The organism is Microbacterium sp. GXF0217, assembly GCF_054798195.1.
This window is the reverse complement of record NZ_JBSJZG010000002.1, coordinates 54,803-68,545: the sequence shown is the minus strand read 5'-3', so window position 1 is coordinate 68,545 and position 13,743 is coordinate 54,803. Positions and strand designations below refer to the sequence as shown.

16 protein-coding genes and 1 pseudogene are annotated in these 13,743 nt (G+C 68.9%); 5 read left to right on the top strand and 12 right to left on the bottom strand.

Annotation, left to right across the window (positions count from 1 at the left end; all coding sequences use genetic code 11):
* Positions 1-5: 5 nt before the first annotated feature.
* Complete coding sequence (locus ACWAT3_RS03655) at positions 6-782, bottom strand: alpha/beta fold hydrolase (RefSeq protein ID WP_460795972.1); 777 nt, start codon at positions 780-782, stop codon at positions 6-8.
* An 85-nt stretch (positions 783-867) separates the two neighbouring features.
* On the bottom strand, positions 868-2,052 hold the full coding sequence (locus tag ACWAT3_RS03650) for a MalY/PatB family protein (RefSeq protein ID WP_460795971.1): 1,185 nt from the start codon (positions 2,050-2,052) through the stop codon (positions 868-870).
* 150 nt (positions 2,053-2,202) lie between these two features.
* On the opposite strand from ACWAT3_RS03650, the gene ACWAT3_RS03645 reads away from it, so the two are divergent.
* Positions 2,203-2,367 (top strand): hypothetical protein, encoded by a 165-nt coding sequence (locus tag ACWAT3_RS03645; RefSeq protein WP_460795970.1) that lies wholly within the window; start codon positions 2,203-2,205, stop codon positions 2,365-2,367.
* A 152-nt stretch (positions 2,368-2,519) separates the two neighbouring features.
* Positions 2,520-2,711: pseudogene (locus ACWAT3_RS03640) on the top strand (response regulator transcription factor); the annotation flags it as partial.
* A 9-nt stretch (positions 2,712-2,720) separates the two neighbouring features.
* On the opposite strand, the gene ACWAT3_RS03635 reads toward ACWAT3_RS03640, so the two are convergent.
* Together ACWAT3_RS03635 and ACWAT3_RS03630 are read right to left on the bottom strand one after the other, a co-directional pair.
* Positions 2,721-3,398, bottom strand: a complete 678-nt coding sequence (locus tag ACWAT3_RS03635; protein WP_460795968.1) for a FadR/GntR family transcriptional regulator — start codon at positions 3,396-3,398, stop codon at positions 2,721-2,723.
* 5 nt (positions 3,399-3,403) lie between these two features.
* A complete protein-coding gene (locus tag ACWAT3_RS03630) occupies positions 3,404-4,687 on the bottom strand; it encodes a serine hydrolase domain-containing protein (RefSeq protein ID WP_460795967.1) in 1,284 nt (427 codons plus the stop codon).
* A 94-nt stretch (positions 4,688-4,781) separates the two neighbouring features.
* Here ACWAT3_RS03630 and ACWAT3_RS03625 point away from each other — a divergent pair, with 94 nt between their 5' ends.
* A complete protein-coding gene (locus ACWAT3_RS03625) occupies positions 4,782-5,099 on the top strand; it encodes a DUF2470 domain-containing protein (RefSeq protein ID WP_460795966.1) in 318 nt (105 codons plus the stop codon).
* 44 nt (positions 5,100-5,143) lie between these two features.
* Positions 5,144-5,791: a biliverdin-producing heme oxygenase gene (locus tag ACWAT3_RS03620; RefSeq protein ID WP_460795965.1), complete on the top strand. Its 648-nt coding sequence runs from the start codon at positions 5,144-5,146 to the stop codon at positions 5,789-5,791.
* On the opposite strand, the gene ACWAT3_RS03615 is transcribed toward ACWAT3_RS03620, so the two are convergent.
* Positions 5,792-7,183 carry an ATP-dependent DNA helicase gene (locus ACWAT3_RS03615; RefSeq protein ID WP_460795963.1) on the bottom strand — a complete coding sequence of 464 codons (1,392 nt, stop codon included), beginning with the start codon at positions 7,181-7,183 and terminating at the stop codon, positions 5,792-5,794.
* Between the two features lie 73 nt (positions 7,184-7,256).
* On the opposite strand from ACWAT3_RS03615, the gene ACWAT3_RS03610 reads away from it, so the two are divergent.
* Positions 7,257-8,318, top strand: a complete 1,062-nt coding sequence (locus tag ACWAT3_RS03610; protein ID WP_460795962.1) for a hypothetical protein — start codon at positions 7,257-7,259, stop codon at positions 8,316-8,318.
* 157 nt (positions 8,319-8,475) lie between these two features.
* Here the strand turns inward: ACWAT3_RS03610 and ACWAT3_RS03605 are convergent, their stop codons facing one another.
* From ACWAT3_RS03605 to ACWAT3_RS03575, 7 genes are all read right to left on the bottom strand, one after another.
* On the bottom strand, positions 8,476-10,470 hold the full coding sequence (locus ACWAT3_RS03605; RefSeq protein ID WP_460795961.1) for a cytochrome c oxidase assembly protein: 1,995 nt from the start codon (positions 10,468-10,470) through the stop codon (positions 8,476-8,478).
* 94 nt (positions 10,471-10,564) lie between these two features.
* Positions 10,565-10,852: an HU family DNA-binding protein gene (locus ACWAT3_RS03600; RefSeq protein WP_120230127.1), complete on the bottom strand. Its 288-nt coding sequence runs from the start codon at positions 10,850-10,852 to the stop codon at positions 10,565-10,567.
* Positions 10,853-11,133: 281 nt separating this feature from the next.
* A complete protein-coding gene (locus ACWAT3_RS03595; RefSeq protein ID WP_460795959.1) occupies positions 11,134-11,898 on the bottom strand; it encodes an endonuclease domain-containing protein in 765 nt (254 codons plus the stop codon).
* Between the two features lie 309 nt (positions 11,899-12,207).
* Positions 12,208-12,513 carry a 30S ribosomal protein S14 gene (gene rpsN, locus ACWAT3_RS03590; RefSeq protein WP_264156413.1) on the bottom strand — a complete coding sequence of 102 codons (306 nt, stop codon included), beginning with the start codon at positions 12,511-12,513 and terminating at the stop codon, positions 12,208-12,210.
* Between the two features lie 3 nt (positions 12,514-12,516).
* On the bottom strand, positions 12,517-12,687 hold the full coding sequence (rpmG, locus tag ACWAT3_RS03585) for a 50S ribosomal protein L33 (protein ID WP_046014935.1): 171 nt from the start codon (positions 12,685-12,687) through the stop codon (positions 12,517-12,519).
* Positions 12,687-12,923, bottom strand: coding sequence for a 50S ribosomal protein L28 (gene rpmB, locus ACWAT3_RS03580; protein WP_120226966.1), 237 nt, complete (start codon positions 12,921-12,923; stop codon positions 12,687-12,689). The genes rpmG and rpmB overlap by 1 nt, the downstream gene beginning before the upstream one ends.
* Positions 12,924-13,086: 163 nt before the next feature.
* Complete coding sequence (locus ACWAT3_RS03575; protein WP_460795957.1) at positions 13,087-13,740, bottom strand: DNA-3-methyladenine glycosylase; 654 nt, start codon at positions 13,738-13,740, stop codon at positions 13,087-13,089.
* Between the last annotated feature and the right edge of the window lie 3 nt (positions 13,741-13,743).

The window sequence follows — 13,743 nt, the reverse complement described above, 5'->3', positions numbered from 1 at the left end:
GCGGGTCAGCCGAGGCGGGCGGCGACGACGCGCGCCGTCGCTTCCGGATCCATCCGGTGCCCGATCGACTCAGGCACCTCCACGAACTCGGCATCCGGCATCGCCGCGGAGAGCCGCGACGCGGCCGTCACGAGGATCGGCATCGTCTCCGAGCCGCGCATGATCGTGACCGGCATCCGCACCCCGAGCATCTTCGGCGTGGGCGTCGACACCCGCTGGGTGACGAGCGTGTCGTAGACCGTGGAGCGCCCGAGGGGCGCGACCTGCGCGAACGCCGGCGACGCTCGGAACTGCTCGATGAACGCTTCCGGCAGCCCCACGCCCTCGCGCTGGAACAGCACCACTGCGTCACCTGGTCGCCCGTCGTCGACCAGCGCCTGCAGCCGGTCGGCGAGGTCGGATGCCGGATCATCCACGCCGAACCGGAACGGCGGTTCGGATAGGAACAGGTGCGCGATCGGCACGCCCGCACCGGCTGCGAACAGCGCGAGCACGGCACCAGAGGAGTGCCCGATCACGGCGGCGTCGGATCCGGATCCCGCGATCACCGCCGCGAGGTCCTCGACCTCGCGCTCGGGCTCAGCGTGCGCTGCATCGCCGCTGTCGCCGCGCGCCCGCCGGTCGTAGGTGACCGCGCGCATTCCGGCATCCGCGAACGCACGGGCGATCTCACCGGCGTCGCGCGCGGTGGACATCGCCCCGTTGACGAAGACGACCGTCGGGCCGTCGCCCACTGTGTGGGTGGCGATGGGTGTCCCGTCTGCAGAGGTGACGATCTCCATCACCCCAGGCAACACCCGCACCCGCAGGGCGTCAAGGCATCTCCCCCGCGGCATCCTGCGAGTCGCATGACGGTCCAGTGCTGAATCAGGCCACGGCTTCCCCGGCCGAAGCGACATCGGCGAGAGCACGCGCGATCCGCTCGATCGCCTCGACCATGACCGGACGCGGCGTCGCGAACACGAAACGGGTGCACCCGATCGCCGCCTCCCCGCACGCGGACCCGTCGGTCATCGCGACACCGGCGTGCTCGCGGAACCAGGCGGCGAGATCCCCCGTCAGACCGGTCTCGCGGAAATCGAGCAGCGCGATGTACGTCCCCTCCGGAACCACCATGCTCACCCCCGGGATCTCGGCGACCAGCTCAGCCAGCAGCCGCCGGTTGCCGTCGAGGTACTCCACGACATCGTCGAGCCAGGGCTCCCCGCCCGTGTAGGCGGCGATGTTCGCGATCACGCCGACCGTCGCGGTGCCGTGCCCGGCCCATCCGCCATCCGCCTCCCACAGCCGATCGGACTCCTCGTTCGAGAAGATCAGCTGCGCGCACTTGAACCCAGCAAGGTTGAACGCCTTCGACGCGGATGCCGCGGTCAGCGTGTGCGCGGCAGCGACGTCCGACACCGACGCGTACGGGATGTGCACGCCGGGCGCGTACACGAGCGGCGCGTGGATCTCGTCGCTGAAGACCCGCCCGCCCGCGGCATCCACCGTCGCGGCGATCGCCAGCAGCTCATCGCGCGTCGCGACCGTGCCGAGCGGATTGTGCGGGTTGCACAGCACGAGCAGCTCCCCGCCGTCGGCGAACGCCGCGGCGACCCCGGCATGATCCATGACCCAACGACCGTCCACGCGGATGCTCGGCACCTCGATGACGCGTCGACCGAGACGGCCGGGCACCGTCAGGAACGGCATGTACGCCGGCGTCGGCACGATGACCGCGGCCCCGGGCGACGAGTACGACGCGATCGCGAACTCGAACGCCGAGATGACGTCGGCCACCGCGCGCACGCGCTCGGTCGGAACATCCCAGCCGTACTTCTCGGAGTACCAGGATGCCGTCGTCTCAGCGAGCTGTGCACTCAACCGCTGGGGCAGGTAGCCGGTGATTCCGGCATCCAATGACGCGGTGATCGCCTCCGTGATGGCGGGCGCGACGCCGAAGTCCATCTCGGCGACGAACGCCCCGATCGTGTCGGGGAACGCCGTCCACTTCACGCTGCCGGCGTGCCGAAGGTCGTCCGCAGTGATCGCGTCGAAGGGGTGCGCTGCCATGTCTCTCCTCAGAACCTCGTCCCTCCATTCTCCCCGGCTCTCGGCGGCGCCGGCGCGGCTACCACCCGGCGACGTCGCGCGTCAACCCTCGTGGCCTATCGCCCAAAGCGCGGCATTATTGTCTGCATAACCCGAGCGAAGGAGTCGTTCATGAACATCGCACTGGTGCTGATCATCGTCATCGCCGTCGTCCTGGCCATCGTCGGTGGCCTCAACACAGCCCTGAGCTGGCTGCTGTGGGTGGCGCTCATCGTCGGCGTCATCGCGCTGATCGCGTTCCTGTTCCGCGTGATCGGCGGACGCAACAGAGTCTGAGAACGGTAAAGGGAGAGGCCGCGGCGAGCAATCGCCGCGGCCTCTTCAGTTCATGGTCCTGCGGTGCCTCCGGATGGCACAGGAACGGTACCGCAGGAGGACGCGCGACCACTACTGTCCTCCGTAGCGTCGAAGCATGATCACCGACCACGGCGCTCACCGAGCGCGAGCGCGATGTCTTCCTGCAGATCGCGCGCGGCCTGTCGAATGCCGAGATCGCACAGGCGCTGTTCCTCAGCGAATCCACCGTGAAGACGCACGTCGGCCGGGTGCTGGCGAAGGTCGGCGCCCGCGACAGGGTGCACGCCGTGATCCTCGCCCATCGGCTCGGGCTCGTCGACTGACGAGGCCGCTCAGACGACGACCAGGTCGTGATCCAGATGCGTGGCCATCGCACGGGCGGCGGCCACGGCATCCTGATCCGCGATGCCCGCCAGGATCGCCGCATGATCCGCGTCGAAGACCTCCATGGCGGCGCCGATCTGCAGCCGACCCCCGCGGACCGCCATGCGGATCACCGGCATCACTGCGACGTACAGACCGGAGAGCAGACGCGTGCCCGACGCCTCGAAGAGGAGATGGTGGAAGCTCCCAGGGGTCTCGCCGAGCTCTCTCGCGAACGGCGTGCCCGCCGTGATCCGGCGGTCGCGCTCGCACACGGCGCGCAGCTGCTCCACCTGCTCGTCCGTGCGTTGGACGGCCGCCTGCCGCACCGCCTCCATCTCGAGGGCACGACGGTAGACCAGCACGTCCTCGAGCGAGTACTCGGCGAGATGGTCCGTCACGACGGACGCCACCGGCGTCCGCGAGCGCACGAAGGTCCCCACGCCAGTGATCGGCTCCAGCATCCCCTGAGTGGCGAGCGCCCTGACGGCCTCGCGCACCGTCGACTTGCCGACCCCGATCATCGCCATGAGCTCCGGCTCGCGCGGGATGCGGCTGTTGATCGGCCAGTCGCCCCGTGCGATGCGGGCTTTGAGGAAGTTCAGTGTGTCGACGGCCTTCGGCGAGCCGGTCGGACGATCGGGCACGAGCGTCAGCCGGCGGGAGGGGCGGCGCAGGTGACGATGCTGGAGATCGTGTCGTGGTACTGCTGGGCCGTGAACGGAAGCCCGAAGTCGGGTGCCGTCTCTCCGTCGGCGGCCGGAGCCTTGGACGCGATCGCCGCGAGCTCCCACGCGAGGTAGGCGGCGATAGCGCTGCCGGATGCCGAGTTGTTCAGCGTGACCGCGACCGTGAAGCCGGTGGCGGGGTCCGAGTACGCCGACGTGGCGTAGCCGGGGACCCAGCCCTGCTGGCCGATCATAGATCCGACGACGAACGCTCCGCCGGTGGCCTGGTACCAGGATGGTGAGGACGCCGAGACCGGCAGCGGGGTGCCGAACCGTGCGGGCTCGGCATCCTTGGCGCGCAATGCCTGCGCCGCTGTGGCCTGAACGTACTTGCCGAGGTCCTCGATCGTCGACACCGCACCGGAGTCGGTGTAGCCCATGCTCGCGGACGCGACGCTCACGTCGATGGGCGTGGTGCAGTCGTATCCGCCCTCGATCGCCGGGAGCGTGTTGCCGCGCAGCACGGCGTCGTCGGATGCTGCAGCCGCCCGCGACCCCGGCAGACGCGTCTGGGTGAGGTCGAGGGGATCCGTCACGTACTGGTTGATGAGCGCCGACGCGCTCTTGCCCGACGCCCGCTCGAGCGCGAGACCGAGCAGCAGGTACCCCGAGTCGGAGTCGCGGTAGGCGGTGTGCGGGGTCGACGCCTCCTGGCCGAGACCGAAGCTCGCGAGCTCCAGCGGAGCCCAGACGCGCTCCGGCGTGGTCAGCCACGCGCTCTTCAGCTTCGCCTCGGACGAGCCGATGCCCGCGGTGCCGTTGCAGAGATCCAGCAGCGTGATGTCCTTGAGATCCGCGACGCCCGAGACATAATCGGGCACCGCGGCGTCGAGTTCGATCAGGCCGTCGTCGGCCATGCCGTAGAGCACATCGCAGGTCATCAGGCGCGTGGCGTCGGCGATCCGGAACGACATGTCCGTCGTGACCTCGGTCTCGTCGCCCTGCGCCTGCGTTCCCGTCGCCGCGACCCATTCGCCGCTCCAGGGCACCCACACGCCGACGATCGCACCCGAGGAGCCGGATGCCGTGATGGCGTTGTCGACCGCGGCCTGCATCTGCGCGACCGTGTCGTCGGGGAGAGCGCCGTCCACCTGCGACGGCGGCGTGTACGTCGCGTCCGCATCACTCGAGCAACCCGCCAGAACGAGCGCGAGCGCCACGGCTGAGGCTGCTGCTGCGCCCAGACGGCGCGACGACAGAAGGTGCATTGATCCACTCCCTGGGTATCTCCAGAGAGTCTAGAGGCCGCATCCTGAAAGACACCCCGGATGGAACTGACCGGCCGGGTCCTACAGTGGTGGCGTGCCCCACACCTTTGACGCCGACGTGGTCGCAGCCGTGCTGCGCCACATGAACGGCGATCACACCGACGACAACCTGCTGATCGCTCGCGCGTTCGCCCCGGCATCCGGGAGCCTCATCGTGGATGCCGTGATGACCGGCTTCGACGGCGACGCCGGCACCTGGCGCGTGACCGGTGCCGACGACACGGAGGACGAGGTGCGCGTGCCGTGGCCGGGCGGCGCGATCTCCGAGCGGCCGGCCGTTCGCCGCGAGATCGTGGCGCTGTACGACGAGGCCTGCGCACGCCTCGGCGTCGAGCCGCGACCGCACGCCTGAAATCGTCTCTTCGCATTGAGTTAGGTTGCCCTTACACTGAGGGCATGTCCGAAATCCTGTCGTTCTCCGCAGCCCTGCGCGAGCGTTCCTCCGGGTCCCACTCCCGCAGCGAGCACGCCGGATTCATGGGCGAACTGCTGACCGGCGAGGGCTCGCGCGAGGACTACATCGCGCTCGTCGCGCAGCACTACTTCATCTACGCCGCACTCGAATCCGCCGCCGAGCGGATGCGGCGCGACCCGGTGGCCTCGGTCTTCCTCAGCGAGAAGCTCACGCGCCTGCCCGCGCTCGAGGCCGACCTCGCCTTCCTTCTCGGATCCGACTGGCGGGCGCAGATCCAGCCACTGCCGACCACCCGGCGCTACGTCGAGCGCATCGACCAGGTCGGCGCAACATGGCCGGGCGGCTTCGTCGCCCACCACTACACGCGCTACCTCGGCGATCTCTCAGGCGGGATCTTCATCGGACGCGTCATGCAGCGCCGGTTCGGGTTCGAGACGAACGGGATCGGCTTCTACCTGTTCGACGACATCGCCGACCCGAAGGCGTTCAAGGACGTCTACCGCGACCAGCTGGATGCTGCGCCCTGGGACGAGGCCGAGCGCGAGCGCGTCATCGCCGAGGTGCTGCTCGCGTACCGCTTCAACACCGAGCTCTTCGAGGATCTCGACCGCGCCCGCGTCGCCGCCTGATCAGGCGGTGACCTCGGGCGTCGAGTTGCGCTCCCACGCCGCGCGCATGAAGCGGCGGACGTCCTCGTCGACGCGGATGTCGCTCGGCCGCAGCGGCCGAGACAGGTACAGGCCGTCGAGCGACGTCAATCGGCTCAGGGCGACGTAGGTCTGGCCGGGGGCGAACGCGCCAGAGCCGAGATCGATGAGCGCTCGGTCGTAGGTCTTGCCCTGCGACTTGTGGATCGTGACTGCCCACGCGAGACGCAGCGGGAACTGCGTGAACTCCGCCACCACGTCCCGTGACAGGGTCTTGGTCAGCGGGTTGTAGGCGTACCGATACCTCTCCCATACGGCCGGTTCGACATCCACCTCCTCGCCGTCGATGTCGACGCGCACCGAGCCGCCGAGGATGCGGGTGACGGTTCCGATCGTGCCGTTCACCCACCGCGGCGGTTCACCGGCCATCGCGGTGTCGTTGCGCAGGAACATGACCTGGGCTCCGACCTTGAGCTTCAGCTCAGCATCCGCGGGGAAGTTCGCCTCACCGCGGCCAAAGTCGCCGTTGATCTCGGCCTTCGCGGTCTGCTCCCGGCCGCCGAGAGCGGTCAGGTGACGGCGGTTGATGCTGTTGACGATGTCGTTGCGCGTGGCGAGTGTGATCATCGGGACCTCGCCCGGCTCCGGCTCCGGCTGGGGCCGCGCACCCTGCGTGTTCAGCACCTGGGCGATCTCGGCGGTCACGCGTCCGTATCGGACCGCGTTCAGCATCGCCTTGAACCCGTCGTCGGACTGCCGATGGATCTCGACGAGCTCGCGCACGTGCAGCTCGGCGCCGTGCCGTCCGAGGTCGAGCAGTCCGTCGTCATCGCCGGGAGCGGATCCCGCCCACACCTTCGCGTCGAAGAACCAGAAGGATCGATAGTGATCGTCCACGTAGCGAGCCTCGTCGCCGCGCGGCGGCACGGGCGCGAGCTGATACGGATCGCCGAACATGACGACCTGCACCCCGCCGAACGGCAGACCGCGGCGCCCGCGCGCCTGACGCAGAGCGCGGTCCATCGCATCCATCAGGTCGGCGTTGACCATCGACACCTCGTCGATCACGAGGGTCTCGATCGCATTGAGGATGCGCCGGGTCGGATCGTTCTGGTCGATCTCGCTGTCGGCGATGAGCCCGATCGGCAGGCGGAACAGCGAGTGGATCGTCTGCCCCTCGACGTTGAGCGCGGCGACGCCGGTCGGCGCGCAGATCGCGATCTGCTTCTTGGTGTTCCACGCGAAATGCTGCAGCAGCGTCGACTTGCCCGTACCGGCACGGCCGGTCACGAAGACGTGCTCGTCGGTGTCCTCGATCAGCCGGAAAAGGGCTTCTTGTTCGGCGGAGAGGGCGGGGAGGGACACGGCATCCATGGTACGTCGCCCTGCCCCGTCACCGTCGGCAATGCTCGGCTTCGTCCCAGGCCCGCCCTCCTAGACTGACGCCATGGAGCTGCCTGCGCCGAGGTCGCCCCGGCGCGCGCGCCTCGGGGTCGATCTGTCGATCCTCGCGCTCGTCGGCATCCTCCTCCTCGCGGCGCTGGGCGCCGGCGGCGTCGCGCTGTACCAGCAGTTCTACAGTCCGGCGGCGTTCGTCACCCGTTATCTCGACCTGCTGGCCGCCGGTCGGGCGGGCGACGCGCTGCTCGTCCCAGGGGTGGCGATCGACCGCGCCACGCTCGAGGATGCCGGCATCGACCCCACCGCCTCCGAGGCGCTGCTGCGGCAGGCCGCCCTGACGCCGCTGACCGACGTCGACGTCGTCGCGACGACGACGCAGGACGACGTCAGCGAGGTCACCGTCGCGTACGCCGCCAACGGCCATGCGGGTGAGAGCACGTTCCACGTCGAGCAGGACGGCTGGATCGGCATCGCCCCGCGGTGGCGGTTCAGCGAGAGCCCCCTTGCGGCGGTCGAACTCTCGCTGCTCGGCGCCGACCGGTTCGCCGTGAACGGGTTCACGGTCGAGCGCGGCCAGGTCTCGGCGTCCGGATCCGAAGCCGACCCGACGGCCCCGCTCTCGATGCTCGTGTTCACCCCCGGCGTTTACTCGGTCACGGTCGACACCGCGATCTCGGAGTCTCCGGGCGTCAGCGTCCTCGCGGATGCTCCGGTCACGTCGACACCGATCTCGGTGACCGCGACGGCGACCGACGAATTCGTGGCGGTCGTGCAGCAGCGGGTCGAGGAGTTCCTCACGGCGTGCACCGCCCAGCAGGTGCTGAAGCCCACCGCCTGCCCGTTCGGCTACGACGTGAGCAACCGCATCGACGGCGTGCCGACCTGGTCGATCGCGCAGCAGCCTCAGGTCGCGGTCGAACCGGACGGCGGCGCGTGGGCGATCCCCGCGACGGATGCCGTGGCGCACATCGAGGTCGACATCCGCTCCCTCTTCGACGGCAAGATCCTGCATGTCTCGGAGGACGTCCCGTTCCAGGTGAACGGCACGATCACCATCCTCGCCGACGGCTCGGCATCCATCCTCGTCGGATCCCCGACCGACGGATAATTCACGGATGCCTCTCGGTCACTCGGCATCGGGGGGAAGAGCATCCGACGAGTACGGCCAGCCGGCGATGAGAAGCTGGGATGCCAGGGCGGCCGCGCTGTCATCCCGCTGCGCCGTTCCGATCGAGGCGCCGCGAGGCGGCGCCGTGCTGACGACTCTAGCGGCGCTCGCGTGCTGCTGCCCTGGCATCCTTGGCGGCGAGCTCCGCCAGCCGGGCGTTGTACTCCTCGAGCTCGGCCTCGCCGGTGCGGTCGGCGTGCCGGTCGCGTCGGCGCTGGACCTTCGTGTCGTTGCGGCTCCACTGGATCGCCACGGTGATCGCGAGGACGAGCGTGGGGATCTCGCCGACCGACCATGCGATGCCGCCGCCGATGTACTGATCCTCCAGCGGCGTCGGACCCCACGTGCGGCCCATGGCGCCGAACCACTCCGAAACCATGAGCCCGGTCTGCATCATGATCGCGATGCCGAAGAACGCGTGCATCGCCATGACGGCGATCAGCGTGATCAGGCGGCCGGGGTAGGGCAGGCGATACGGCACCGGGTCCACGCCGATGAGACTCATCACGAACAGGTAGCCCGAAATGAGGAAGTGCGCGACCATCCACTCGTGACCGAGGTGCTCGTACATCGACCAGCGGAACAGATCCGTGAAGTAGAACGCCCACAGCGAGCCCACGAAGAGCCCGGCCGCGACGAACGGATGCGTCACGATGCGCGCGAACGGCGAGTGCACGGCCCACATGATCCACTCGCGACCGCCGCGGGTGCCGTCGTCGCGCTTCTCGATCGCGCGCAGCGCGAGGGTGATCGGCGCACCGGACACGAGCAGCAGCGGAATCGCCATCGACAGCAGCATGTGCCCCATCATGTGCACGCTGAACAGGTAGTCCTGGTAGGCGTTGAGGGCGCCGCTGGTCACCCAGATCAGCAGCAGGACGCCGAAGACCCAGAACACCGTGCGGTGGATCGGCCAGCGGTCCCCGCGGCGGCGAAGCCGCAGGACGCCGGCGATGTAGAACACCAGCCCGAAGCCGCCGAGCACGAGCCACAGCACGTCGATGTTCCACTCGGTGAACCAGCGATCGAGCGTGAGCTCGGGGGGCAGCGGCGAGTCGGTGAGGATCTCGGCCGGCGTCCGAACGGCGGGCGGTGTCTCGCCGACGGGCGGCTCCGTCCTGGCGAGAGCCGCGGCGGCGCCGGAGGCGAAGCCCATGAGAGCGACCTCGCAGAGCACCAGCATCCAGAACCAGCGGCGGTTCTGGTCGAGCTTGGGGATCAGTCGCGAGCGGTACCAGGCGCCGAGCGCGCCCATCGCGACGAGCAGGACGACCTTGGCGACCAGGATGCCGCCGTACGGCGTCGCGAGCCCCGACCAGTCCCCCAGCGCGATGATCGAGCGGGCGAGCCCGGAGACCGCGACGACGACGAACGCCGCGAGCGCGAGCGTCGAGTAGCGCTGCACGAGCGAGGCGACCGCGACGTCGGGGGTGCGCCGCAGCAGGACGACGAGCAGGAGGCCGCCGAGCCACACCGCAGCGCCGATCGTGTGCAGCAGGATCGAGTTGACCGCGATGTTGTGCCCCGCGACATCGCCGGAGTGGCCCTGGGTCGCGAGCGGCAGGAAGGATGCTGCAGCCAGGATCGCCGTGAGCAGCACCGGCGTCCAGGTGCGCCACGCGAAGGCGACGACGGTGACGGTCGCGCCCATGAGAGTCGTGATGAGCCACGCCTGGCCGAGCGCCGTGTTCAGCAGGAAGCTGCCCAGCTGCTCGCCGAACAGCCGGTCGGCGCTCAGTGCCGGGTTGAACACCGACATGAAGGTGAGGAACGCGGTCGTCCCCGACGCCACGGTGAACGCCGCGGCTCCCGCCGACGCGGCATCCATCGCCCGCTCGAAGGGCTTGGTGCCGGTACGGAGCGCGAAGAGCGCGAGCACGAGGGAGCCGAGCATGACCGCGCCCGTGACGTTGCTCAGCATCTTGACGACCGGCAGACCCCAGCGCACCACGGGGCCGGGGTCGAGCAGACGGGGCGCCTCGGCACCCCCGCCGTAGATCAGGGCGAGAACGGTGGCGACGACACCGGCGATGAGGAGGATCGCGGGCCCGGCGACGCGATACGCCGAGACCCGCTGCGCTGGCGTGGTCACCCGTCCAGCCTACGCGGCGCGGAGGCCGCGGATTCCCAGGTGAACGCGCGAAGGCCGCCCCCTCGACGGGAGCGGCCTTCGAAAGGAAGCAGTCTTACTTGACGGCAGCCTTGAGCTTGGAGCCGGCGGTCACCTTGACGCGCTTGCCGGCCGGGATCTTGATCTCGGCACCGGTCTGCGGGTTGCGGCCCGTGCGGGCGGCCGTGTCGACCTGCTCGAACGAGATCCAGCCGGGGATCGAGACCTTGCTGCCCTTGGCAACGGCGTCGGAGACCGAGGAGAACAGAGCGTCGAGCACACCGGAGACGGTGGCCTGGCTCTGGCCGGTGGCGGAAGCGATGCTCGCGACGAGCTCGGTCTTGGTGATGGACTTGTCAGCCATGTCATCCTCCAGCGACGAGGGTCCCGTCGCGTTGTTGTGTGGGTCGGAGCGGATGCTCCTGGTCGAGCGACCGCCTCGAATGTATCAACCATGACCGACATTTCCGCGTCATTTCGCGGGTTTTGACGTTTTCAGCGGCGTGTCGGGCCACATTCGTCACTCCCGTCACACGCTTGGGAGTTCTGGGGCGACCGTTCGGGAGGACATGAGCCACCCGGGAGGACGCCTCGAGCCGAGTGCTCCTCCCGGGTGGCTCATGTCCTCCCCTGCGGATCGCGCCCTCACGCGAGGTGGAGGCCCTGCGCGATGGCGGCCATGATGATGGCCTGCACTTCGTGCCAGCGCTCCATGATCTGTTCATAGCTGAACCGCAGAACGTGGTAGCCCCGGAGCGTGAGCCGGGCATCGTGATCGATGTCGCTCGTGCGCTGCGCGCCGACATGGTGGCCGCCGTCGATCTGAATCACCAGCCGGTCGCCGATCAGCAGATCGACGCGATGTCCCAGCACCCAGGCCTGCGGCAGCAGTGGAAGATTCAGCCAGCCAAGACGCTGGATCAGAATGGTCTCCAACCCCGAATCCGAGAACGGGGTCGCGCGCTCGAGGACCCTCCTCGCCGCCGGCGGCAGGGCATACCTGGTCAGAACATGCGCGTCGATGAGCTGGCGGCGCAACGCCGACTCCCAGACGATCACGGCCTCCTCGATGGGCACGCACCCCGCCAGGATGACCAGTGCGTTCTCGACGGGGTCTTCCAGGTCGTCGGGATGCCGCGGAATCAGAGGAGCGCCCCAGTGAACCTTCGCTCGCGTCCTGATGTGGCCGGCGTGCGCCGGCGCCGCGACATGCGGCGCATCCGGACTCGCGGAGACCCAGAGCCCCAAGCGCTGGGCGCGGCTGACGCACGTGTACACGATCCCGTGCCGGGCGGCGGCTACGAGCACCGGGTCGGCGCCTTCGACGGCGACCCAGCCGCGGGCGACCGTGCGGATCAGTTCCGCCTGCTTCGCACGTTTGATGGCTGCGAGACTCGCCCCGGCATCCATCAGCGCCTGTACGCGCATGATGCCGCGCGCTCGTACTGTTTCGACGATATCCACATCGAAAGCATGATCCGCTCCGAGGCACGGCATCCGCCTCATCCGGCGAACGTGTGGAGATCAGGCCAGCCCTCCGCTTCTGTGCAGAGCGAGCGGGCCGGCAGTCTTAGCATCCTGGGGAGGAGATGAGCTGTGCGGGAGGATGCCGCGGGCTGTTCGACCCTCCCGAACGGGTGCTCTCCTCCCGAACGGACGCGGCGTCCGGGCACGAAAAAAGCGGGGTTCCGAAGAACCCCGCCTTTTCGAATGCGATGCTTACCAGCTGGACTTGGTCACACCGGGCAGCTCGCCACGGTGGGCCATGTCGCGGAAGCGCACACGGGAGATGCCGAACTTCGTCAGCACGCCACGGGGGCGGCCGTCGATCGCGTCACGCGAACGGACGCGAGCCGGCGACGCGTTGCGCGGCAGCTTCTGCAGACCGACGCGAGCGGCCTCGCGGGCCTCGTCGGTGGCGTTCGGGTCGACGAGCGTCTTCTTCAGCTCGGCGCGACGCTCGGCGTAGCGCTCGACGATGACCTTGCGCTGCTCGTTGCGAGCGATCTTGCTCTTCTTAGCCATGGATCAACGCTCCTCTCGGAATTCGACGTGCTTGCGGACCACCGGGTCGTACTTCTTCAGCACGAGGCGGTCGGGGGTGTTGCGACGGTTCTTCTTGGTCACGTAGGTGTAACCGGTGCCCGCCGTCGAGCGGAGCTTGATGATCGGACGGACGTCCTGTGCCTTCTTGGCCATTAGAGCTTCACACCCTTCGCCTTGAGGTCGGCGACAACCTTCTCGATGCCGCGCGCGTCGATCACCTTGATGCCCTTGGCGGACACGTTGAGCGTGATCTTACGACCGAGCGACGGGACGTAGTAAGTCTTCTTCTGCACGTTCGGGTCGAAGCGGCGCTTCGTCCGGCGGTGCGAGTGCGAGACGTTGTGACCGAAGCCGGGAACAGCTCCAGTCACCTGGCACACTGCTGCCATGTGATTACTCCTTCAATACCGTGAGACCGGACGGCCTCACCCAAGATCCCTTGTCTGCGCGCTGACCTTCGACAGGCTCAGGGAGCCGGAATCCGGAACAGCATGCGAACTGCGCACAGGAGTGTGCGCAGACAAAGAGACAGTCTAGCATCCTTCGGCGGACTCAGCGGACCGCGGCATCGGCCGCCCCGCGGCCCCACCGGAACGGCGACACGGTCGGATCCCCCGGGATCCAGAAGCGCCACGGGAACGCGTCGGTTCCGGCGACACCCGCGACCCCGACCCTGGGTCCGCTCGCGATCGCGCTGAGCGGGTCGTCGAGCCACAGTTCGGCTGTCGCGCCCTCGTGATCGGCGCCGGTCACGGCATCGATGCCGTCATGACGCGGATGCCGCAGCCCCGAGACCTGCCCGAATCGCCCCGGCCCTCTGGCCAGGTCCCGCCCCGTTCGTCCGGATCGGGATGCCGCGGCATCCGCCCCTTCGATCACCTCGCCCGCCCGGAGCAGCACACCGCCGGCGACGCCCTCCGGCGCGCACACGACGTTGACGCAGGAATGGATCCCGTGGCTCAGGTACACGTAGAGGCGACCCGGGTCTCCCCACATCGTGGCGTTCCGCGCCGTGCGCCCCATCCTGGCGTGCGACCCCGGGTCCGGCACGAGCCCCGTGCCCTGTCCGTGATACGCCTCGGCTTCGGTGATCCGCAGCGTCACCACCGTGCCGTCGACGACGGTGCGGAGTCGTCCGCCCAGCAGGCGAGGTGCGACCTCCAGCGGCAGGCCGTCGAGCTCCTCGCGCGCAGCCCTGTGGAGCACGGG